The organism is Nocardia brasiliensis (genome assembly GCF_042691675.1).
GTDB classification, from domain to species: domain Bacteria; phylum Actinomycetota; class Actinomycetes; order Mycobacteriales; family Mycobacteriaceae; genus Nocardia; species Nocardia brasiliensis_D.
The window spans coordinates 8070314-8090830 of the sequence record NZ_CP170507.1; the positions used below are offsets into that span (position 1 = coordinate 8070314).

A 20517-nucleotide genomic window follows, 5' to 3' on the forward strand; every position below is an offset into this window, starting at 1 on the left:
CGCTCCTGCTGTTGGTCTGGCTAGTCGGTGGCTGGAAGGGATGTGCTCTGATGTGAGCGACCCTTCGATGGTCCAAGGTATAGGGATGCCCTCCCTGCTGGGGCTGATCAGCAAGGGAGGGCGGTACACCCCTAATGGGGGATGGCGATATTCACGTCGGAACCTCGATTCCTAGGCGAATCACAATGTGGCGACGTCGGGCGATGACCAGACCCCGCACTGGGCGAGTCTTACGAGCCCGTTCGCGGCCGGTTCGCTTCCGAGTACTCGAAGCGCATGCGCCGTAGGCGCGAGTCTCGAGTGCTCGGAAGCGAACCTTCGGGGCCGCGAACACGCGGCGCCGCAGGCGACGCCAACAACTCAGTGGAACTGGCCCTCTTCGGTGGAACCCTTCAGCGCCGCGGTCGAGGTGTTCGGGTCGACCGTGGTGGCGATGGTGTCGAAGTAACCGGCACCGACCTCACGCTGGTGCTTGATGGCGGTGAAGCCACGCTCGCTGGCGGCCTTGAACTCGCGCTCCTGCAGGTCGACGAAGGCGGTCATGCCCTCGCGGGCGTAGCCGTAAGCCAGGTCGAACATGCCGTAGTTGAGCGAGTGGAAGCCGGCCAGGGTGATGAACTGGAACTTGAAGCCCATCGCGCCGAGCTCACGCTGGAACTTCGCGATGGTCGCGTCGTCCAGGTGGGCCTTCCAGTTGAAGGACGGCGAGCAGTTGTAGGCCAGCAGCTGATCCGGGAACTCGCTGCGGACGGCCTCGGCGAACTTGCGGGCGACCTCGAGGTCCGGCACGCCGGTTTCCATCCAGATGAGGTCGGCGTAGGGGGCGTAGGCCTTGGCCCGCGCGATGCAGGGCTCGATGCCGTTCTTCACACCGAAGAAGCCCTCGGCGGTGCGGGTGCCGTCCAGGAACTCACGGTCGCGCTCGTCCACGTCCGAGGTGATCAGGGTGGCGGCCTCGGCGTCGGTGCGGGCGATGATCACCGACGGCACGTCGGCGACGTCGGCGGCCAGTCGCGCGGAGGTCAGGGTGCGGATGTGCTGCTGGGTGGGGATCAGCACCTTGCCACCGAGGTGGCCGCACTTCTTCTCCGAGGCCAGCTGGTCTTCCCAGTGCACACCGGCGGCGCCGGCGGCGATCATGGCCTTCTGCAGCTCGTAGGCGTTCAGCGCGCCACCGAAGCCGGCTTCGGCGTCGGCGACGATCGGGGCCAGCCAGTTGCTGACCGAGGTGTCGCCCTCGACCTTGGCGATCTCGTCGGCCCGCAGCAGCGCGTTGTTGATGCGGCGAACCACGGACGGCACCGAGTTGGCCGGGTACAGCGACTGGTCCGGGTAGGTGTGGCCGGACAGGTTCGCGTCACCGGCGACCTGCCAACCGGACAGGTAGATGGCCTTCAGGCCGGCGCGGACCTGCTGGACCGCCTGGTTGCCGGTGAGGGCGCCCAGGGAGTTGATGTAGTCCTCGTTGTTCACGAGGTCCCAGAGGATCTCCGAACCGCGGCGGGCGAGGGTCGCCTCTTCGACGACGGTGCCCTGGAGCTTCGACACCTGCTCGGCGGTGTAGTTACGGGTGACGCCCTTCCAGCGCGGGTTGGTGTCCCAATCCTGCTGGATTTCCGCAGCGGTCTTCGGGGTGCCGGCGTTCGACATCTCTGACTCCACTTCCTCGTTTAGGTCGATTGCCCCACGGCCGAGCGGATAAACGACTCGAACTGCTGGAGCGGCAATTTGCAGGCTTGCTAGGCCCATGGGGTGTACTTCCACACGATTGCACAATGCGAAATGGCCGTCTACCTGTTGCTAATGTGAATCTCAGCTAGGTTTTCACCATCGTTTGCTAACTCTGCGAAATTTGCGAGGTAATTGCAAAGGTGGAACCTACCGGCTGGTAGCCCTGACGTGCGGTTTTACCGTAACGCTTGTACTGTTAGAGATCGAGAGGGCATCGGCCATCGACCCGGTCATCCATTCCGTGTTGTGAGGACGTTCACAAGTCCGGGCGGGCGCCGCCTGTGTGGGCTGGGCCACCCGGCCGCTGGGCGACGCAACGCGGGTTCGGGCAGACTGGGGCGATCCGATCTTGGACATGCGTCCGCTTCCTCGGAAGACGCCGACGCAGGCACCACCGCACACCTGGACAGGAGCCCCCCATGCGGAAATCCGTCATCGCCGTGGCGTTCGCCCTCGCCTGCGCCGCGGGCCTGCTGCGGCTGCCCGGCGCGACAGCCGCACCCGCCGGCACCGTCGAGTCCGTTGCCCCGCTGGCACCGGTCGCGACGCTGCCCGGTTCGGTGAACTCGACCCGCATTCTGTACAGCTCGACCACCGCGAACAACGTGCCGACCACGGCCAGCGCCGCGGTCTACTTCCCGCCGGGGGCGCCACCGGCGGGCGGCTGGCCGGTCATCGCCTGGGCGCACGGCACCGTCGGTCTCGGCGACGACTGCGCCTACAGCGTCGCCGGGCCGGGGGCGGTCGAACGGGACTGGGCCTACCTCGGCACCTGGCTGCGTGAGGGCTACGCGATCGTGGCGGCCGATTACGCAGGGCTGGGCACGCCGGGTGAGCATCCGTATCTCAATGGGATCGTCGAGGCACACAATGTCGTCGACGCCGTCAAGGCGGCGACCGAGCAGTACTCGTCGTTGGCCGAGAAATGGGTGGTGGTCGGGCAGTCCCAGGGCGGCGGCGCTGCTGTCTATACCGCGCGCTACGCCACTGAATTCGGTGGTCCGGAACTCGACTACCGGGGCGCGGTCGGCACCGGGGTACCGGCTTACATCGAGAACATCCTCACCTTGCTCGGGCCGAATATGCCGCCGGTGAAGCTGAGCCCGCACACCACCGCGTATGTGCTCTACATCCTCAATGGACTGCGCACCACATTCCCAGACCTGAACATCGAGTCATTCCTCACCGACACGGGCCGCTCCTGGCTGGCCCGGGCGCGCGAGGCCTGCCTCGTGCCGCTCGGTGACGAGCTCGCCGCGGGCGGCGTAGTGGTGGGCAATCTGTTCACCCGGCCGCTGGCGCAGATTCCGGACCTGCACGGTCTGCTCAGCCGTTACCTCGGGCTGCCCGAATCGGGTTACGACAAGCCGGTTTTCCTCGGCCAAGGACTGCGCGACACCGACGTCATCACCCCGGAGACGCTGCGGTTCGCCGCCGTGCTGAAGGCGAACGGTCAGCCGGTGGTGTTGCACACCTATCCCGAGGATCACAGCGGCGCGGTGAACGCCTCACTGCGAGATTCGGTGCCGTTCGTGCGGGGCTTGTTCGGCTGATCCCCCGGCGGACGAGCGGCCGGTACCGCACAACCGGCCGCGCATCGCGTCTAGCCGGACAGGCTGCTGATCGTGCAGGTCAGTCGCGCGAGCGGGTGGATCACACCCGCGCAGTTCTCGGCGATCGACTCGGTCGACGCCGGAGCGTGCGGTTCGAGCGTGAGCGGGGCCGCGGTAGCGGCGGCGGCGCCGCCCAGGGTTGCGGCGCCGATGACGGCGCCGACGAAGATTCCGCGCAGTGCGCGCATCTGAGACTCCTTGCTTATCGGGATGGTGCGGCCGGAAACACAGCCCGGCCGCACCCCGCGCCACCCTACCCGAATCTGTTGTCCCCGAACGATTTCAGTTCGTGCGCGCGGGCGGGTGCACCCGGCGCCAATGTTCGGCTATATCGATGCGGCGGGTGATCCAGACCTTGTCGTGGGACTGAACGTGATCGAGGAAGCGTTCCAGCGCCGCGGTGCGGGCCGGGCGGCCGACGATGCGGCAGTGCAGCCCGATCGACAGCATCTTCGGACTACCTTCCGCTCCTTCGCGATACAGCACGTCGAAGGCGTCGCGCAGATGGGCGAAGAACTGCTCTCCGGTGGGGAATCCGGCGGGCGAAGCGAAGCGCATGTCATTGGTGTCCAGGGTGTAGGGCACCACGAGATGGTCCTGGCCGCGCACGGTCACCCAGTAGGGCAGGTCGTCGGCGTAGGAGTCGGAGTCGTAAACGAAGCCACCGTGCTCCACCACCAGCTCGCGGGTGTTCGGGGAGTCCCGGCCGGTGTACCAGCCCAGCGGTGCGGCGCCGGTGAGTTCGGTGAGGATTCGCACCGCCTCGGCCAGGTGCGCGCGCTCGGTGTCGCGGTCCACCAGCTGGTAGGACTGCCAGCGCAGGCCGTGACTGGCGATCTCGTGACCGAGCTCCCGAAAAGCGGCTACCGCCTCCGGATTTCGCTGCATGGCCTGAGCGACGGCGAAAATGGTGAGCGGCAGACCGCGGCGCTCGAAAACGCGCAGCACCCGCCACAGTCCGGCCCGGGAACCGTATTCGTAGAGCGACTCCATGCTCATGTGTCGGTTCGGGAAGGCTTCCGCGGGAGTCATTTCCGAGAGGAAGGTCTCCGAGTGCGGATCGCCGTCGAGGACGTTGCTCTCACCGCCTTCCTCGTAGTTGAGCACGAATTGGACCGCGATCCGCGCGCCGTCGGGCCACTGCGGATCGGGCGGTGTCGGGCCGTAGCCGATGAATTCGCGGCTCGGCGAGTAGTCGCTCATCCGCCCAGCTCTCCGTAGAGGCGCAGCCGGGCCAGGCCACCGTCCGGGTAGATGTCCAGGCGGACCTCCTCCACCGAGGCGGCCATCGGGGTGATCGCGAACCGATGCCTGGTGTCGGGCAAAAGCTCGGTGCGCGGCAGCAATTCGAGCTCGGTGCCGTCATTGGTACGGCCGATGAGGCGCGCGGCGCCCGGGCTGTTGCCGAGGAAGTACGAGGTGTCGATTTCGGCGAGCCGGATCAGACCGGGACCGGCCAGCCGGATGCGCACCCAGTCGTTGCCGTCGTCGCGACGGCGCGCGGTCTCCCAGCCGTCACCCATCCGCCGGGCCAGGCCGGGATACAGCAGCTGGTTCGGCGAACTATAGAAGCGGTTGGAGCAATCCAGCACCAGCGCACCGTTTTCCAGCGCGGCCAAATCGAGCGGGCCGAGACCGAGCAGCTTGGGATCGGGCCTGCCCTCACCGTGTACCCGAAGCCGCGCCACACCGCCGTCCGGATGCATGGTGAGTTTCACGTGGGTCCAACGCTTTTCGCTCTCGATGACGAACGGGTTGCGGCTGTCCCCGGCGACCGGGGCGCGGTCCACCAGGGTCACCCAATCGTCGCGCGCGGCAATCCGGTCCGCGGGCGGATAGTCCTCGATCTCCAACGCGCTCACCGAGACGGCGGGCGGGTAGTTGCCCTTGAACCACGCGGTGTCCACCACGATGCCGCGGATCACACCGGGAACGCCGAGTCGCACGATGGCGGAATCGTCGCCGGGTCTGCCTCGGTGCCTGCGGGTTTCCCAGCCGTCGTAGACCTGGCCCTTGTGCCCGAAGGTCGAGGGTTGATACTCGGCCGGACCCGGATTGATCAAATTCTCCTTCTCCGCGAAGAATTCGTCGTTGGCCCAGATCACCGATCCGCCGAGCAGCCGGACCGCCAGGTCGGGCAACAGCGTGAACTCTTCGTCGTGGCTACTCACGACTCCGCCTCGCCGGCGCTCGGCTCCGTCGCGCGCAGCCGCACGCTGTGCCTTCGGTGCACTCGCTGTCGCTCGCTCACGGACGCACCTCCTGCGGGATCGGTGCCCGGGTGACCAGCGCACGCAACACCGCCGGGGTCAATTCGGGAGCTCGGGCGACGAGGTCTTCGGCGGTGCGCGCACCACACTCCACCCCGCGTAAGACAGTGGCGGCCAAGGCTTCCGCGGTGGCCGGCTCATCCATTACGCCGCCGGAACGGCGGTCCAGATAGGCCTGCAAGCGCGGCACAGCCACGTCGAGCGCCTGCCGGAAGTAGTCGTAGGTCGCCAGCCAGCGGGTGATCAGATGACCCGGGTGCATATCCCAGCCCTGGTAGTAGCCGCGCCGCAGCGACCGGCTGACCAGGCGGTGGTGGTTGCGCAGCGCCGCTTCCGGTTCGGTATCGGGCACGATCTGCGTCGAGCCGTCGCACACCCAGACACCGGTCTGCGCCGCGGCCACCTGCATGACCGCCTTCGCGTAGTCGGCGGCCGGATGGTCGAGTGCCTGGTCCGGCGCGGCGACGCCACACGCGGCCGTGTAGTCGTAGGTGCCGAAATGCAATGCGCTGCATCGCCCGGCGGCGAGCCCGATCATGCGCGCGATCGGCGCGGTGCCGTCGGCGGCGATGATCGCCTGCGGGCTCTCGATCTGCAGCTCGAAGCGGAGGGTGCCTGCGGCGAGGCCGTAGCTGCTCTCCAGGCCTTCACATAGCGCGACCAGCGGCGGAACCTGCTCCGCCGCACGGATCTTGGGTACGGTGAAGACGAAACCCGCTGGCACGTCGACCATGGCGGCCAGCACCAGCTCGAGGGTGCGCATGGTACGGGCCCGCTCGCCGATCGCCAGACCCTTCGTCCGGATGCCATAGCTGTTCGGTCGGTACGGCGTGTAAGCCCACGTTGCCAGCACGGCACCCGCCGCACTTGCCGCCGCGTCCTCTTCGGAGTCGGTGCGGAAGCCGTAGCCGTCCTCGAAGTCGATGCGCAGATCCTGAATCGGGTCCTGTTCGAGTCGCTTGCGCACATCGGGCAGCGAGCCGGTGGAATCCAGCTCGGCCAGCATCTCGTAGTGGCGGTCGAGCAACTCGATGGCCGCCGCGCCCCAAACCGGGGGCGTGTCCTCGGCGATGCGGTCGGCCGGGACATACGCCGTGTGGATCGGCTGTGCCCGCCCGTCCGGCCCCGGATAGCGCGTCCGCAACTCGGCATCGACACTGTCGAGCATGGCGTCGATCCGCGCCAGGACATTCTCCGGCAACCGTGTGCGATCGGCGTCGTTCGCTGTACCTCCGTGGTTACGCAAGCTGCCGCCTCCGGTCCTGACGTTCACGACGCTGGGTCACCTAAGGTCTCCTTCCTGCATGGCCCGCCAGATCCGGTCGGCCGTCATCGGCAGCCGGTCCGGCCGCACCCCGACAGCATCCCGTATCGCGTTCGCCAGCGCGGGGGCGACCGGGTTGTACGGGGATTCGCTCATCGACTTGGCGCCGAGCGGGCCGAACTCGTCGGCGGTGTCGGCGAAGTACACCTCGGTGCGCGGCACGTCGGCGAACTGCGGAATGTGATAGTGCCGCAGCGACTGCGTGGTGACGACGCCGTGCTCGCTGCGCATGTCCTCGTAGAGCGCCGTGCCGATGGCCTGCGCGACGCCGCCCTCCACCTGCCCGCGGCACTGCACCGGATTCAGCACGGTCCCGGCGTCGGCGGCTTGGATCGACTGGAGGATGCGCACCGAGCCGGTGTCCGGGTGGACAGCGACGCGGAAGGCGTGCACGTTGAAGCTCACCGATCGGGGGGTGCCCGCGTGCTCACCGTGGGCGATCAGTTCGCCGTCGGCCAGCAGTTCGGTGGCACCGAATACCTCATCGCCACACCGGACTCCATGGGCGGTCAATACGCAATCGTGCTCGGGCAGCCCGGCCAGCTTCGCCGCCCTGGCCAGCAGCAGCCTGCGCAATTCGACGGCCGCCGCGTAGGTTGCCTTGCCCGCCACCACGATTCCGGTGGAGCCGAACGCGCCCGTGTCGTGGCCGATCAGATCGGTGTCGGATTGCCGGAGCACGATGCGAGCGGCGTCGGTTTCCAGTGCGGTGGCCGCGAGTTGGGCGTGCACGGTGGTGGTGCCGTTGCCGAATTCCGCGGTGCCGACGCGGATCTCGAATCGGCCGTCGGGCAACAGGGCCGCCGTGGCCTCCGCCGAATGCCCGCGCGGCGGGATGGTCGCGATCATCGCCACCGCCATGCCGGTGCCGACGCGCCAATCCGGGCCGGGCGCGCGGACGCCGTTGCCCCGCAGCAACGCCCGTTCGGCCAGGTCGATGCATTGGTCGAGGCCGTAGCTGCCGAAGGTCAGGTCGCTCTCGTCCACCTCGGCGCCGACGAACTCGTCACCGGGCACCACTACATTGCGCCGCCGGAATTCGAAGGGATCGATGCCCAGTTCGCGCGCGAGATCGTCCAGCGCGGATTCGATCCCGAAAATGACCTGCCCGAGGCCGTAGCCACGGAAAGCGCCGGACGGAATATTGTTGGTGTACACCGCCTGCGCGTCGACCCGCTTGTTGGCGCAGCGGTAGACGCCGACCGATTCCCCGACACCGTGGAACAGCACGCCGACACTGTGATTGCCGTACGCGCCCGCGTCGGCGAGTACATCGACCGCCAGAGCGGTCAGCACACCGTTCGCATCGGCACCCGCGGTCACGCCGACCCGCATCGGATGACGGCAGGTGGCGGCGGCGAATTCGTCGGCGCGGGTGAACTCGTACTGCACGGGCCGTCCGGTCCGCAGCACCGCCAGCGCGATCAGGTCCTCCGCCAGCATCTCCTGCTTGGCGCCGAACCCCCCGCCGACCCGAGTGGCGAAGACCCGCACTCGGTCGCGTGGTAGCCCGAACACCTGGCACAGCTCGTCGCGCACCAGGAACGGCACCTGGGTGCTGCACCGGATGACCAACCTGCCGTCGGCGTCGAGCCACCCGATCCCACCGTGGGTTTCCAGGTGCACGTGCTGGCCGCGCGGTGAATGCCACACGCCGCGTACCACTTTCGCCGACCCGGCGAGCCCGGCCGCCACATCGCCCACCTCGCCGTGTACCTCGGCGATCAGATTGCGCTGAGTATCCGCGATCCGCGCGGAAACTGGTTTCTGGCCATGCAGTTTCGGTGCGTCGGGCAGCAATGCCTCAGCGGGATCGAACACCGCGGGCAACACCTCGTACTCGACCCGCAGCGCTCGGCAGCCTGCTCGCGCGGCCGCCGGACTCTCGGCAACCACCGCGGCGACCCGTTGCCCGACGAACCGCACCGTCCGATCGAGCACATAGGTGTCGTCCGGATCGTCGGCCCGCAACTCGTGCCGCGCCGTCGAAAAGGCCACCTCGGGCGCGTGGTCATAGGTCAGTACCGCATGCACGCCGGGCAGGGCCTCGGCAGCCGTCGTATCGATGGACACGATGCGCGCGTGCGCATACGGACTCGGCAATACGGCAATGTGCAGCGGCGCAGTGGGTGGTCCGAGCTCCGGCACGAGCGAATGCGCGGCGGTGTTATCGGCCGTTCCCGTTACGCCCGAGCTGGATTGGATGTCGAAGGTGAACGGCTCCGCGCCGCGCACGATCCGCGGCCCGGCGGGGGCGCCGACTCCGCTACCGGCTCGCCCGGCAACCATATCGCCGACACGACCGGAGCCACCACTGCCCGAACATCTTTCGCTGGCGAGAGCCGCGACCTGACTTACACCCTCGGCTCCCGCACCGGTCAGCGCCTCCGTGATCGCCCGATAACCCGTGCAGCGGCACAGGTTTCCCTTCATCAACTCGGCCAGTTCGTCACCGGACCGAGCCTGGCACGGCAGGTCAGCGGCAGATCCGTCGTCGGCGCTACCGCAGCCGAGCCCGGCAGCGGTCACCACCATCCCTGCTGTGCAAAAACCACACTGGAAGGCGGCGTTGTCGACGAAACGGCGCTGCACCGGATGCGGGTCATCGACGGTGCCGAGGCCCGCGGCCGTGGTGATCGCGTGGCCGGCGGCCCGGTAGGCCGGAATCAGGCAGGAGTGCACGGTCATTCCGTTGATCTGCACGGAGCAAGCACCGCAATCGCCGGTGTCGCAACCCTTTTTGACAGCCATGGTGCCCTGCTCACGGAGCAGGGTGCGCAGACATTGCCCCGGCCGCGGGTCGGCCTCGACGGACCTGCCGTCGACTTCGAATCTCATGACTGCTCCTGGTCCGCGGCTAGCTCGGCGGCGACCTCGCGGGCGAGCAGGCCGGTAACGTGGCGGCGCCAGTCGGGCGCGCCGTGCGGGTCGTCGAACCACAGCATCGGATTGATTCCGGCGACCATCATGTCGATCTCGGAATCGCCAGGAGCCGCAGCGAAATCCGCCACCACAGGCATGCCGGTGGCGGCGGTAATGGTGACCGCACACCGGCCATCCGGATCACGTCGCCCCATCACCACGGATCCGGACCGACCCAGCGGCGCGAGCGCGACCTTCCGGAAACTGGTGTGCGCCAGCAGACTCGACATCGGGACGGTGATGGAGCGCACCACTTCCCCCGGTAGCAGGACATTCATCCCTGGACCGAGCACGAACTCCCGCAACGGAATTCGCCGATCGACACCCTCCGGCCCCCACACCAGTGCGATACCGTCGAGTGCGGTCAACGCCCCCAGCACGGCACCGGCGGGCAAAGACAAACAGATATTGCCGCCGACCGTCGCGGTTCGCCAGATCTTGTGCGAGGCAAGCAACGCCCGACACGCCTGCGCGAACAGCCGCGTCCCCGGCCACTCCGCACGCAGCACCGGCGCACCGAGCTCACGCCCCGGCACCGACCCGGCGAATTCGGCGAGCGTGCAGGTGGCCGCGATCTCCAGTCCCTCCGGCACGACGGTGAACGCGGGCCAGCCGAGGGCGGTGATATCGACCAGCCGGTCCAGCTGATCCTGCGGCTCGGCGAAGAGGAAGGTGCCACCGGCCAGCACCGCGCACGAACCACCGAGCATGCCCAAATCCGCCCGCTCGCGCGCCACCAGCACTTCCCGGATCGTGTCCAGGTCCACGTCTCACCTCACTCCACTGCTCGTGCGGCCACAGTAGGGGCGAGGAATTGCCGCAATGTTGCGCAACTCCCGCGCCAGATTGCGCGGCCGTTACCGGGCCGGTGCGCGACGGCGTGCGACCTGCCTACGGCGCTCTCTCGGATCCGCCCGTCTGCCGTCGGCCACGCCCGGCGCCCGTCCCGTCCGCCTCCGATGGTCAGAGGCGTCACTGTTCCAGTATCCCGCAGACGTCTTGAACAGGTCCGATGCCGATTCAGGACCAAATGGTTTGTTTCTGCTCAGCCCCAGCACAGAGCCCGAAAACGGCGCAGCGCCGACCCGCGAACCCCACCCACACGCGACACGCCGAGCCGCCGGTCCGTAGTGCGCTCCAGACACGCAGGGTCGAGCGCGTCGCGCACTCGACAACCGGGCAGCCGCAGGGTTAATGTCCATCGCGGCCCGCACTGTGTGAGATTTGCCACGCCATAGGCGGGCCATCCCTCACTGATGTGCGCGACCGACAGCCTTGCTGCGGCCGCCATGTCCTGACGCGGAAGGCCCACCGATAAACGCCAACCAGCGGGCGGCGACTGCCGACCACGAGTTGCTCGAGTCCCACGCGGCGGACGCACCGTCCTCCTGGCTGATGACGGCGGACGACTTCACCCTTTCCGAGGACGACCTCTCCGTCCTGTGCCGGACGTTTCGGGACGACACCGAACTGGACCATTGGCTACCGGGCGGCGATCAGTATCGGCGCCGCGCCTACCAGTGCTTCCACCTGGCGATGGACCGTTTGGCCGAGGACGGCCCCGGCGCGCTCACCGCGATCGGCCAGCCGCCGCCGTATGTGCAGTCGAAACAGATCAACCCCGTGGCGGGCGACATCGAGCGCACCTTCCAGCTGATCCCGCCGGACCACCCGGCCACCGACCCGACCAAGCGGATCGCCACCGCGGTCGCCCGGCTGCTCGAAACCAACGGTGTGCTGTCCGCGGCCCGCGCCCCGCACTGCCTCGTCGACGCCCACTACATGCGGCTCATCGCGCCCGGTCACCCCGCCCCCGAGGGCAAGCACCGTGACGGCCTCATCGCGGGCTCCGCGCACCTGATCCAGCGGACCAATATCAGCGGCGGTGTCTCCGCCATCTACGACCGCTACCAGCCGGACCGGGAGCTACACAGCTTCGTCCTGGAAAATCCGCTCGACTCCTATGTATTCGACGACGAGCGGGTACTGCACTACACGACGACCATCACGGTGACCGACCCCGCCGCGGGCGCCGGGTTACGCGATGTCCTGCTGATCGGATTCAGAGAGCGTGAATAGTTCGACAACGACCTTTGCCGACCAGCTGCACCGCTTGCTCCCCGATGACGAGCTCGTGCAGTTGGCCGCCGGGCTCACCGCAGTGCCCTCCTTCACCGGGCAGGAGACGCCGCTGGCCATCCATGTCCGGAATACCCTCGCTCGCAATGATATTCACGCCTACCACCAAGAGGTACAGCCGGGCCGCTGGCAGACGATCGCCCGCCTCGGCCCGGACCGCGGCACACCCGCACTGTTGTTGAACGGCCATCTCGACATGGACCCGCTCGGCCGCGACCATCCCGGCGAGCCGTACACCGCCCGGCGCGACGGCGACCGGCTCTACGGCGCGGGCCTGCACAATATGAAAAGCGGCCTCGCGGCAATTCTCGGCGCCGCGATCATGCTGCGCCGCAGCGGTATCGGACTGCACCGACCGCTACTGCTCGAATTCGTCGTCGGCGAGCTACAAGGCGGCATCGGCACCCGGCACGCCCTACGCAGCGGACTGACCGCGGAGGCCGCCGTTGTCCCCGAACCGTATTCGGTACGCCGGGTGATCACCCGTACCGCGGGGGTACACAAGTTCGCGATCGTCGTGCGCGGCGTCGCCGCGCACACCAGCAGACACCACGAAGGCGTCGACGCCGTCGCCGTACTGCGCCGGGTGCTCGACCTGCTCGACACCGCCGACCTCGACCTGCACAACCGCGAATTCCCGCCGCTGCCACGGCTTCAAGTGGCCAGCCTGATCGCGGGCCGTGGCGAGGAACACGACCTGTCGGGGGTGAGCTACTGTTCGGACAAGGCAACCGCGCTCATCGATCTGCGCTATCCACCGCCCTATGAGCCGCACAATGTCAGCAAGGCCATCGACACGGTGCTGAACCAGGCGCGGGATGCCCACCCCGAGGCACAGATCACCGTGGAACATCCCGTCGATCCTCGGTACCGGGTCGGTGGCACCGATATGCCGCCGATGGACATGCCCGCCGACTGCGCGGTGGTGCGCGATATCGTCGAATTGCTGCCGCGGGTCTCGGATTTCCGGGTCGAGGAGACCGGATTGGCGCTGCCCTACTCCTACTGCGGCAACGACACCACCCACCTGAGCCGGGCCGGCATCGAATGCTGCCTGTTCGGCCCGCGCGGCGGCACACCGGGCACCGAACACCACGTGCTGATCAGTGAAATGCGCGCCTGCGCGGATACTCTCGCCCTCCTGGCGGCGCGCCGCTGCGGCTGAGGCGTACTCACCGGCCGCGGGTGCGCAGTTCCCCACGCACCTGCGCCGCGAGCTGCACCCCGATGCCGTCGTACAACGCGAGCGCCTGGGTGAGCAACGCCTCGGCCTCGCCGTGCGACCCCGCTGCCGACGCGACACCCGCCAGGCTACGCAGTGCGTCGGCGCGCCCCAGCGGATCGCCGATGCGGTGCGCGACGTCCATCGACTCGGTGTAGTACCGCCGCGCGGCATCGAATCGGCCGAAGTGCCGGTCGATATGCCCGAGCCCGCGCAGCGCGTCGACCTGCCCGAGCGGATCATTGATCTCGACCGCGATCCGGTACGCCCGCTGGAACATGCCCAGTGCCTCGTCGTAATCGCCTGCCTTGCGCGCGAGATTGCCGAGCCCCCACAGGGTCCAACCCTCGCCATAGCGGTCCCGGATGCGGCGGGCGATCTCGAGCGCCTCGTCGAAATTGCGCCGTGCCGTGTCGTGATCGCCGATCAGCCGTTCGATGTGGCCGAGCCCGCGCAGCGCATCACCCTCCAGCTTCTGGTGATTCAGGCTCCTGGCGATGTCCAGCGCTTCGGCGTAGCGGCGTTCGGCCCCCTCCGGATCGCCGAGCCGCCTGATCACCTCGGCGAACCCCCACTGCGCGGTGGCGACCCGGACCGGATCGCTGATGTCCTCCGCGATGGCCAGGGCCTGCGCCGAACAATTCCAGGCAGCGCGATATTCGGACGAGGCACGTTCGACGTGCGCGAGCCCGTCCAGCGCATCGCATTCGGTCGGCCGATCGTCGATATCACGCGCGATGGCGAGGGCGTCGCTGAAATAGCGCCGCGCCGCGCGGTGGTCGCCGGTGATCCGCGCGGTCTGGCCGAGCTCACACAGCACGGCGGCGTGGCACTGCCGATCGGTCAGGTCGACGGCGATCCGGCGGGCCAGCCGGAAGCCGGTGCACGCCTGCTCATGCTGACCGATCAACCGATCGACCCGGCCCTTGCCCACCAGCGCCCAGGCCTGGGCGCGCCGGTCGCCGATCTTGGTGGCGATATCCATTGCCCGCCCGTAGAGCCGCAAGGCCAGCGACCAGTGGCCGGTGCCGGACAGGTGCGAGGCCAACCGGGTGGCCAATTCCGCTGCCGCGGCGGTGGGTTCGGCATCGCGCAGACAGCCGACGAGCATCTCGCGTTCCCGGGTGAGCCACGCTCTGGCCCGTGCGGCGTCGGCGGACGGATTCGAAAGATGTTCGCTGCCAGCGGGATCGAACACCTGCAGGGCACTGGCCCGGCGCGCCACCGCCAGGCCGTCGCCGACGAGACGGTCGATCACCGCCGCGTATTCCACCGGTGGATCCTCCCGCTCGGCGTGCAGGCGGGCACACAATCGGGTCAGGTCGTGCATCCGGTAGCGCGGCCCACCGGGTCCGCCCGGTGACGGATCGAGGAAGCCCGCTTCGAAGAGCTTGCGCACCAATGTCTTTCCGTCGCGCAGCGGCACCGCGGCCATTGTCGCCATCGCCTCAGCGGTGATCTCCGGACCCGGGAACCAGCCGAGCAGCCGAACGGCCCGCTGCTGCACGGCATCCGGCAATCGCTGATAGGACATCTCGAACGCGGCCCGCAACGATTCGTCTTCGGCCGTGAACCGATCGAGGAGATGTTCGGCGGCCGAGCCATCCGTTCGGTCCGCGGGCGCGCGCTTGATTCGCTCGCTCAACTGCGCGATATCCGCGGCGCTGTCGGCCAGCATGGCCTCCCCGTGGTGCGCGATCTGTCCGCCGATCAGCCTGATGGCCAACGGAAGCCGTCCCGCGGTCTGCAGGATCTGGCGGACCGCGCCCCGGTCGTAGCCGGACCGCAAATTGCCGAGCTTCACGAGCAGCTCCTCGGCCTCGGCCCACTCCATCACGTCCAAACGCAGCGGTGACGCCTCGGCCAAGCCGGTGAGCTTGCTCCGGCTGGTGATCAGCACGAAGCAGCCGGGCGCTTGCGGCAGTAGCTGTTTCACCTGTGCGCTGTCGAGGGCGTTGTCGAACACGATCAGCATTCGGCGCTGCCGCATCGCGGTGCGCCAGCGGTCGGCCCGCCCGGCCGGGTCCGCGTCGATGGTCTCCCGGGCCACACCGATCTGCAGCAGCAGCTGTTCGAGCACGTCGGCCGGTTCGCGCGGTTCGCGCCCGAGGGTATAGCCGTGCAGATCTACCCAGATGGTGCCGTCCGGGTAATGCTTGCCGAAGACCGCGACCGCGTACCTGGCCAGCGCGGTCTTGCCGATCCCGGTCAGGCCGACGATGACGTGCACGGCCACCGTCCCGCTGCGCAGGTGCGCGGTAACCCGTTCGCGCAACTGGGTTTTCGGGCCCTCCCGGCCGGTGAAGTGCGGTACCTCAGCGGGTAGGTCCCGGCCCGCCCGCACCGGCTGGCGGCCGATCGATCGCCTGGCTACCGCTTCGTGATATTCCAGCCGCTCGCGGTGCGGCATATAGGACAGGTCCGCCAGGTCGACCAGCTGATCCCAGGTCGTTCCGTAAATGGCGGCAAGGTTTTTCAGCACACGAATGGTCGGCCGGGCGCCGCTCGGCCGATGATGCTCGTCGTCGGGGTCACCGCCGTCCCTGGCGAAGGGCCACGCCTCGTATTCGGAGATCCGGCTGGCCTTCATCGCCGCCCGCGCACTGTCGGTCACCTCGTTGTAGCGCTCGGCGACCGCGGCCTGGGTCAGTCCGTTGGCGTATCGCCAGGCCGCCCGGGGCCGGTAACCACGCTGTCGCAGTTCCCCGGCGAGCGGCTCGAGCAGCTGCAACTCGGTCAATCCCAAGTCGGCCAGTCGATCCCGGAGCCGCCGCCGCTGCTCGGCGGAGAGATTGCCGCCGGGACGCCAGCGGTCGGTTCGGCCGGATCTGTCCATCCCGCCACCCTCCCGCGCGCGATGTTTCCGGCATGGGTGCACTGCTGCACCGAAGAATCGAGGCGCTGATTGTGATTAATTCCTTGGTATCAGCCACGTTTTCCCAGGTCAAGTAATTGGGCCAACCCGATAAAACGTCGCGCCCGCTGGGATCGCGCCGCGCCGAACAGAACTGACATCCTGGAAGGACCCGACTGAACAAGGTGACAAGTCGCGGCGAAGGAAAGGGGGTCGCGCGATGGCGATTACCGCCACGGACTGGCTCATCACAAGCGACGTGGCGCAGGAGGCCGCGTTCCGGATCGATCTGCCCGAGGAAGACCGGGGAAAATGGGTGCTGTCCTACCTGCCGACCAGTCGGCGGCTGACCAGAGACCAGGCGCTGGCCGGCATGGCGCTGGCCGAGATGATCGTGCTCGACCAGCTGTATCCGGTCGGACTGGATCAGGAAGTCGCGCAACTGCATGCGGCCGAACTCGGCCTCGCGCTGCACGACGTCATGAGCCTGCTGGCGATGCGCGCGCCCGCGGGATCGACCGAGCCGGAGGAGCCTTGTGCAGCTGATGACCGGCTCAGATCCGCCTGGGCGCTGGCACATAGCGCGATGTCGTTCGCGGCATGAGGCCGTGTCACCGCGCTTTGGCGACCAGTGCTGCCTGCGCCCGGGCGACCCGCACGCCGACCGTGTCCTCGTCGACGGTGCGCAGCCGTCCGTCCCGGACGACCTCCCGTCCGTTCACGATCAGCGCCGCGAGGGGTGGCGCCGAGCCGAGCACGAGGGCGGTCACCGGATCGTCGATGCCCGCGTGCGCCGGGGTGTCCAGCCGCCACAGCGCCAGGTCGGCGAGCTTGCCAGGCTCGATCGAGCCGATCTCGGCGGCGCGACCGAGTACCCGCGCTCCGCCGATCGTGGCCAGTGCCAACGACGTTCGCACGGACATCGCGCGCGGCCCGCCCTTGTTGCGGGCGTAGAGCAAGGCGTTGCGGGGTTCTTCGATCATCGAACCTGCCTCGTTGCTCGCCGCGCCGTCCACGCCGAGACCGACCGGGACACCGGCGCGCACCAGGTCCGCGGTGCGGGCGACGCCCGCGCCGATGCGGGCGTTCGAGGTGGGGCAATGCGCCACCGCGGTACCGGTTTTCGCCATCGTCTCGATCGCGGTGTCGTCGAGGTGGATGGCGTGCGCCCACCAGACATCGGGGCCGACCCAGCCGAGCTGTTCCATGTACTGCGCCGGTGTGCAGCCGAATGTTTCCGCGCAATAGCCCTGTTCGTCGATCGTCTCCGCGACATGGGTGTGCAGCCGCACCTCCGACGCACGCGCCAGCGCGGCCGATTCCCGCAGCAGCTCAGGTGTCACCGAGAACGGCGAGCACGGGGCCAGCGCGATGCGCAGCATCGAGTCGAACGCCGGATCATGGTGGCGGGCAATGGCCGTCGCGCTGTCGGCCAAAATGGCGTCCAACGTCTGCACCACGTGATCGGGTGGCAGTCCGCCGCTGGCGGCGCCCAGGTCCATCGAGCCGCGGCACGGGTGGAAGCGCAAACCCACCTCGGCCGCGGCGGCGATCTCGGCGCCGAGCAGGTCGCCGCCTTCCCTGGGGAATACGTAATGGTGGTCGGTCGTGGTGGTGCAACCGGTCCGGGCCAGCGCGGCCAGCCCGCCGGTTGCCGCGATCCGTACCGCGTCTTCGTCGATGCCCGCCCAGATGGGGTAGAGCGTGGTGAGCCACTCGAACAGCGTGTTGTCCGCGGCGAGGCCGCGGGTGATCCACTGGTAGAGGTGGTGGTGAGTGTTCACCAAGCCGGGGGTCAGCAGGCAACCACGGCCGTCGATGCGGCGCACCTGGCCGTCGAGAGCGGGTGCCGCACCCGCGCCGACGGCGTCGATCCTGTTGCCGCGCACCACCACATAGCCGTCTCGATATTCGGTATCGACCGGGTCGACGGTCGCGACGGCACAGCCCTCGATGACCGTCAGCGCGTCCATGCGGGCCCTGCCTCCGGTGCGTCGGCGCGCTGCAAGGTCGCGTGGATGAGGCCGTAGGGGCGGTCGGCCGCGTGGTACACCGCGCCGTTGTTCTCGATGCCGAAGCGGTCCAGGTCGTAGTCGAAGTGGTGCTTGTTCGGCGCGGCCAACCTGATCTCGGCGAGCACGGGATATGCCTCGAGCGCCGCCTTGCCCATCTCGAACAGCGTCTGCTGCAACGCCTTCGAATGGTGGGTCGCGAACGTCTCGACCAACCGCGCCCGCACACCGGCGTACACCTCGTCCCAGGCGATGTCCGTGGTGCTCGCGAAACGCCATTCCACGACGAGCGCGGTGGCCAACATCCGGTCGTGTGTCGGTGCCAGCACAGTGAATTCGTCGGTCAGGAAGTCGGCGAACTCCGAACCGGTCGACTTCAGGATGGTCAGGTCCTTCACCCCGCCGATCACCCAGGCCTGCCGGTCGGCACCCGCACCCGCCACCGTAACGGCCGCGGTGCGCACCTCGGGGCCCTGTCGGACCCAGGTGTGGTCGTGTTCCCGGCCGTCGACCGAAACCCGTTGCCAGGCGTATTCGTCGACCTCGACCCGTGCACTGGTCACCGGTTCGACGTCATCGCCGAAATGGCCCGCCAAGGCCAGCGCGTAGTCCTCGATCGTTTGCAGCCCGGGCTGTTTCGCGTAGGCGTAGGCGGTCTGCTTCTGCGTGTCGGTGGGCAGCACCTTGCGCTGATCACCGGCGACATAGGCGTCGGCGAAGTCGCCACGCAGCACGGTGGACACGTTCACGTCGCGGATCTCGTGGCGCGCGGTCTGCCGCCAGATCCGGACGATCCGGTTCTCGGCCTTGCCGTATCGGTTGTCGGACAGCACGATCGGCCCGGTCAGTTCCATGCTCGGCTCAGCTCCCTCGATAGGTGGAAAAGGCAAAGGGCGACAGCAGCAACGGGACGTGATAGTGCCGCTCCTCGGTGACGGCGAACGCCACGGAGACTTCGGGATAGAAGGTGTCGACCTGCTGGTCGGCAAAGTAGGCACCGGTGGCGAACCCCAGCCGATAGGTGGCCGGTGTGAGGGCGCCACCCAGCGCGCCGATCCGGCCGTCCGCGTCGGTCGTTCCCGAATCCAGCTGCTCGGCACCGCGATACAGCGTTACCGCGACACCGGACGCGGGTGCGCCGCGCACCGCGTCCAGCACATGGGTGCTCAGCGTGCTCACTGGTCCTCCGCCAGCAGCGCGCGCAACCGGAGTCGATTGATCTTCGCCAATTCTGTTCGCATGACCCGCCTTTCGGTTTCCCTATCGTTACCGAGCCGGGCTTCGAGAATCGCGAGCAACTCGCTCCCCGATCTACCGCTCGCACACACCAGGTAGATGTGACCGAACCGCTCCTCGTACGCCCGGTTCCCTTCCGCGAGCGCCGACCGTACCGCGTCCTGCGCGTCGGCGACCCCGGCTTGCTCGCGCGCCGAGGCCGCCGTGTCCGGTCGCTCGCCGATCCGTGGGTGCCCGGCCAGCGCGCGATCAATCTCGGACTCGGGCAGCTCGGCCAGCACGGCATCGGCGGCATCGAGGACCGCGTCGACAGTCGCGTACGGCCGCCCCGCGACCAGTGCGCGCGCCCAAGCGGGCGACGAGCAACACACGAGCAATGCCTCCGTCGCCGCGCTTTCCGGCAGCGCGTGGAACCGGGCGAGGGCGGCCCCGTCGTCTGTCATCGGAACAGCATCGAATACGACCCGCCCGACCGCCACCCGAAAGAGATAGATCACGCTCGGCGTGTCGCCGCAAAGAAAGTCGCCCGACAGGTCCTCGAGCAGCACTCTTCCGGCACGCGCGAGCCACGGTTCCGGACTACCGTCGTACCTATGGCTGTACCCGATCGCCCGGCCGCTCCGCCCGTCTGCGCGGGCATTGTGCTCGCCGCGGGTGCCGGAACACGCTACGGCCGCCCGAAAGCCCTGGCAGAGGGCGGTGCCTGGCTGCGCGGTGCGGTGGCCGCGCTGCGCGACGGTGGCTGCGATCCGGTGATCGTCGTGCTCGGCGCCACCGGCCCCGATCCGGACCCGCTCGACCTCCCCGCGGGCGTCCAACACGTCTGGGCGGCGGACTGGGCAACCGGGCTCGGCGCCTCGGTCCGGGCCGGGTTGATCGCCGCAGCCCGCACCCCCGCGCGCTACGCCGCGATCATGCCGGTGGACACCCCCGACGTCGGCGCGGATGTGGTCGCGCGGGTCACCGCCGCGGCCTTCGAGGCCCCGAGCGGCCTGGCACGCGCTGTGTTCCGCGGCACACCGGGGCATCCCGTTGTGGTCGCGCACGGCCACTGGACCTCGGTATGTCAGGAGGCCGTAGGAGATTCGGGCGCGCGCACCTATTTGTCCGGTAGGGACGATATGGTGTGCGTCACGTGCGACGATTTGGCGACGGGCGTCGATCGTGACTACCCGGCCTCGTCCGCACGGTGAT

The 20517-nt window shown here is 68.4% G+C and carries 17 protein-coding genes; 5 read left to right on the top strand and 12 right to left on the bottom strand.

All coding sequences use genetic code 11. From position 1 onward, the window contains the following. Positions 1-360: 360 nt before the first annotated feature. On the bottom strand, positions 361-1650 hold the full coding sequence (aceA, locus tag ACFK0J_RS37230) for an isocitrate lyase (protein WP_378734362.1): 1290 nt from the start codon (positions 1648-1650) through the stop codon (positions 361-363). Positions 1651-2150: 500 nt separating this feature from the next. On the opposite strand from aceA, the gene ACFK0J_RS37235 reads away from it, so the two are divergent. Next, positions 2151-3284, top strand: a complete 1134-nt coding sequence (locus ACFK0J_RS37235; protein WP_378734363.1) for an alpha/beta hydrolase family protein — start codon at positions 2151-2153, stop codon at positions 3282-3284. Between the two features lie 50 nt (positions 3285-3334). On the opposite strand, the gene ACFK0J_RS37240 is transcribed toward ACFK0J_RS37235, so the two are convergent. From ACFK0J_RS37240 to ACFK0J_RS37265, 6 genes are all read right to left on the bottom strand, one after another. Continuing rightward, positions 3335-3532, bottom strand: a complete 198-nt coding sequence (locus tag ACFK0J_RS37240) for a hypothetical protein (protein ID WP_378734364.1) — start codon at positions 3530-3532, stop codon at positions 3335-3337. Between the two features lie 94 nt (positions 3533-3626). Then, positions 3627-4547 (bottom strand): allantoinase PuuE, encoded by a 921-nt coding sequence (gene puuE / locus ACFK0J_RS37245; RefSeq protein ID WP_378734365.1) that lies wholly within the window; start codon positions 4545-4547, stop codon positions 3627-3629. Continuing rightward, positions 4544-5515, bottom strand: a complete 972-nt coding sequence (gene alc, locus ACFK0J_RS37250; protein ID WP_378734366.1) for an allantoicase — start codon at positions 5513-5515, stop codon at positions 4544-4546. The genes puuE and alc overlap by 4 nt, the downstream gene beginning before the upstream one ends. A gap of 76 nt (positions 5516-5591) precedes the next feature. Then, on the bottom strand, positions 5592-6782 hold the full coding sequence (locus ACFK0J_RS37255) for a DUF6986 family protein (RefSeq protein WP_378743290.1): 1191 nt from the start codon (positions 6780-6782) through the stop codon (positions 5592-5594). Between the two features lie 114 nt (positions 6783-6896). Next, positions 6897-9776 carry a molybdopterin-dependent oxidoreductase gene (locus tag ACFK0J_RS37260; protein WP_378734367.1) on the bottom strand — a complete coding sequence of 960 codons (2880 nt, stop codon included), beginning with the start codon at positions 9774-9776 and terminating at the stop codon, positions 6897-6899. After that, the gene (locus ACFK0J_RS37265; RefSeq protein WP_378734368.1) at positions 9773-10627 is read right to left on the bottom strand and encodes an FAD binding domain-containing protein; all 855 of its coding nucleotides are present in this window, start codon (positions 10625-10627) and stop codon (positions 9773-9775) included. Before ACFK0J_RS37265 ends, ACFK0J_RS37260 begins: the two co-directional genes overlap by 4 nt. A gap of 586 nt (positions 10628-11213) precedes the next feature. On the opposite strand from ACFK0J_RS37265, the gene ACFK0J_RS37270 reads away from it, so the two are divergent. Beyond that, complete coding sequence (locus ACFK0J_RS37270) at positions 11214-11939, top strand: 2OG-Fe dioxygenase family protein (protein WP_378734369.1); 726 nt, start codon at positions 11214-11216, stop codon at positions 11937-11939. Continuing rightward, positions 11932-13164 carry a M20 family metallopeptidase gene (locus ACFK0J_RS37275; protein WP_378734370.1) on the top strand — a complete coding sequence of 411 codons (1233 nt, stop codon included), beginning with the start codon at positions 11932-11934 and terminating at the stop codon, positions 13162-13164. The genes ACFK0J_RS37270 and ACFK0J_RS37275 overlap by 8 nt, the downstream gene beginning before the upstream one ends. A gap of 7 nt (positions 13165-13171) precedes the next feature. On the opposite strand, the gene ACFK0J_RS37280 is transcribed toward ACFK0J_RS37275, so the two are convergent. Then, positions 13172-16057, bottom strand: coding sequence for a tetratricopeptide repeat protein (locus ACFK0J_RS37280; protein WP_378734371.1), 2886 nt, complete (start codon positions 16055-16057; stop codon positions 13172-13174). Between the two features lie 238 nt (positions 16058-16295). Between ACFK0J_RS37280 and ACFK0J_RS37285 the strand changes: the two genes are divergently transcribed. After that, the gene (locus tag ACFK0J_RS37285; protein ID WP_378734372.1) at positions 16296-16679 is read left to right on the top strand and encodes a hypothetical protein; all 384 of its coding nucleotides are present in this window, start codon (positions 16296-16298) and stop codon (positions 16677-16679) included. Between the two features lie 7 nt (positions 16680-16686). Here ACFK0J_RS37285 and ACFK0J_RS37290 read toward each other — a convergent pair whose 3' ends face one another. Genes ACFK0J_RS37290 through uraD form a run of 4 tightly spaced genes read right to left on the bottom strand, consistent with a single transcriptional unit; the run spans position 16687 to position 19766 of the window. Then, a complete protein-coding gene (locus tag ACFK0J_RS37290; RefSeq protein ID WP_378734373.1) occupies positions 16687-18048 on the bottom strand; it encodes an 8-oxoguanine deaminase in 1362 nt (453 codons plus the stop codon). Continuing rightward, the gene (gene pucL, locus ACFK0J_RS37295; protein WP_378734374.1) at positions 18036-18941 is read right to left on the bottom strand and encodes a factor-independent urate hydroxylase; all 906 of its coding nucleotides are present in this window, start codon (positions 18939-18941) and stop codon (positions 18036-18038) included. The genes ACFK0J_RS37290 and pucL overlap by 13 nt, the downstream gene beginning before the upstream one ends. A gap of 7 nt (positions 18942-18948) precedes the next feature. Continuing rightward, on the bottom strand, positions 18949-19266 hold the full coding sequence (uraH, locus tag ACFK0J_RS37300; RefSeq protein ID WP_378734375.1) for a hydroxyisourate hydrolase: 318 nt from the start codon (positions 19264-19266) through the stop codon (positions 18949-18951). Beyond that, the gene (gene uraD, locus ACFK0J_RS37305) at positions 19263-19766 is read right to left on the bottom strand and encodes a 2-oxo-4-hydroxy-4-carboxy-5-ureidoimidazoline decarboxylase (RefSeq protein WP_378734376.1); all 504 of its coding nucleotides are present in this window, start codon (positions 19764-19766) and stop codon (positions 19263-19265) included. Before uraD ends, uraH begins: the two co-directional genes overlap by 4 nt. Positions 19767-19916: 150 nt before the next feature. Here uraD and ACFK0J_RS37310 point away from each other — a divergent pair, with 150 nt between their 5' ends. Further along, complete coding sequence (locus ACFK0J_RS37310; RefSeq protein ID WP_378734377.1) at positions 19917-20516, top strand: NTP transferase domain-containing protein; 600 nt, start codon at positions 19917-19919, stop codon at positions 20514-20516. Position 20517 lies beyond the last annotated feature (1 nt).

Coding starts and splice junctions, on each gene's coding strand:
- pucL (WP_378734374.1), bottom strand. CDS start 18,941: ATGGAACTGACCGGGCCGATCGTGCTGTCCGACAACCGATACGGCAAG.
- puuE (WP_378734365.1), bottom strand. CDS start 4,547: ATGAGCGACTACTCGCCGAGCCGCGAATTCATCGGCTACGGCCCGACA.
- uraD (WP_378734376.1), bottom strand. CDS start 19,766: ATGACAGACGACGGGGCCGCCCTCGCCCGGTTCCACGCGCTGCCGGAA.
- ACFK0J_RS37310 (WP_378734377.1), top strand. CDS start 19,917: ATGGCTGTACCCGATCGCCCGGCCGCTCCGCCCGTCTGCGCGGGCATT.
- aceA (WP_378734362.1), bottom strand. CDS start 1,650: ATGTCGAACGCCGGCACCCCGAAGACCGCTGCGGAAATCCAGCAGGAT.
- ACFK0J_RS37280 (WP_378734371.1), bottom strand. CDS start 16,057: ATGGACAGATCCGGCCGAACCGACCGCTGGCGTCCCGGCGGCAATCTC.
- ACFK0J_RS37240 (WP_378734364.1), bottom strand. CDS start 3,532: ATGCGCGCACTGCGCGGAATCTTCGTCGGCGCCGTCATCGGCGCCGCA.
- ACFK0J_RS37255 (WP_378743290.1), bottom strand. CDS start 6,782: ATGCTCGACAGTGTCGATGCCGAGTTGCGGACGCGCTATCCGGGGCCG.
- ACFK0J_RS37290 (WP_378734373.1), bottom strand. CDS start 18,048: ATGGACGCGCTGACGGTCATCGAGGGCTGTGCCGTCGCGACCGTCGAC.
- ACFK0J_RS37260 (WP_378734367.1), bottom strand. CDS start 9,776: ATGAGATTCGAAGTCGACGGCAGGTCCGTCGAGGCCGACCCGCGGCCG.
- ACFK0J_RS37235 (WP_378734363.1), top strand. CDS start 2,151: ATGCGGAAATCCGTCATCGCCGTGGCGTTCGCCCTCGCCTGCGCCGCG.
- ACFK0J_RS37285 (WP_378734372.1), top strand. CDS start 16,296: ATGGCGATTACCGCCACGGACTGGCTCATCACAAGCGACGTGGCGCAG.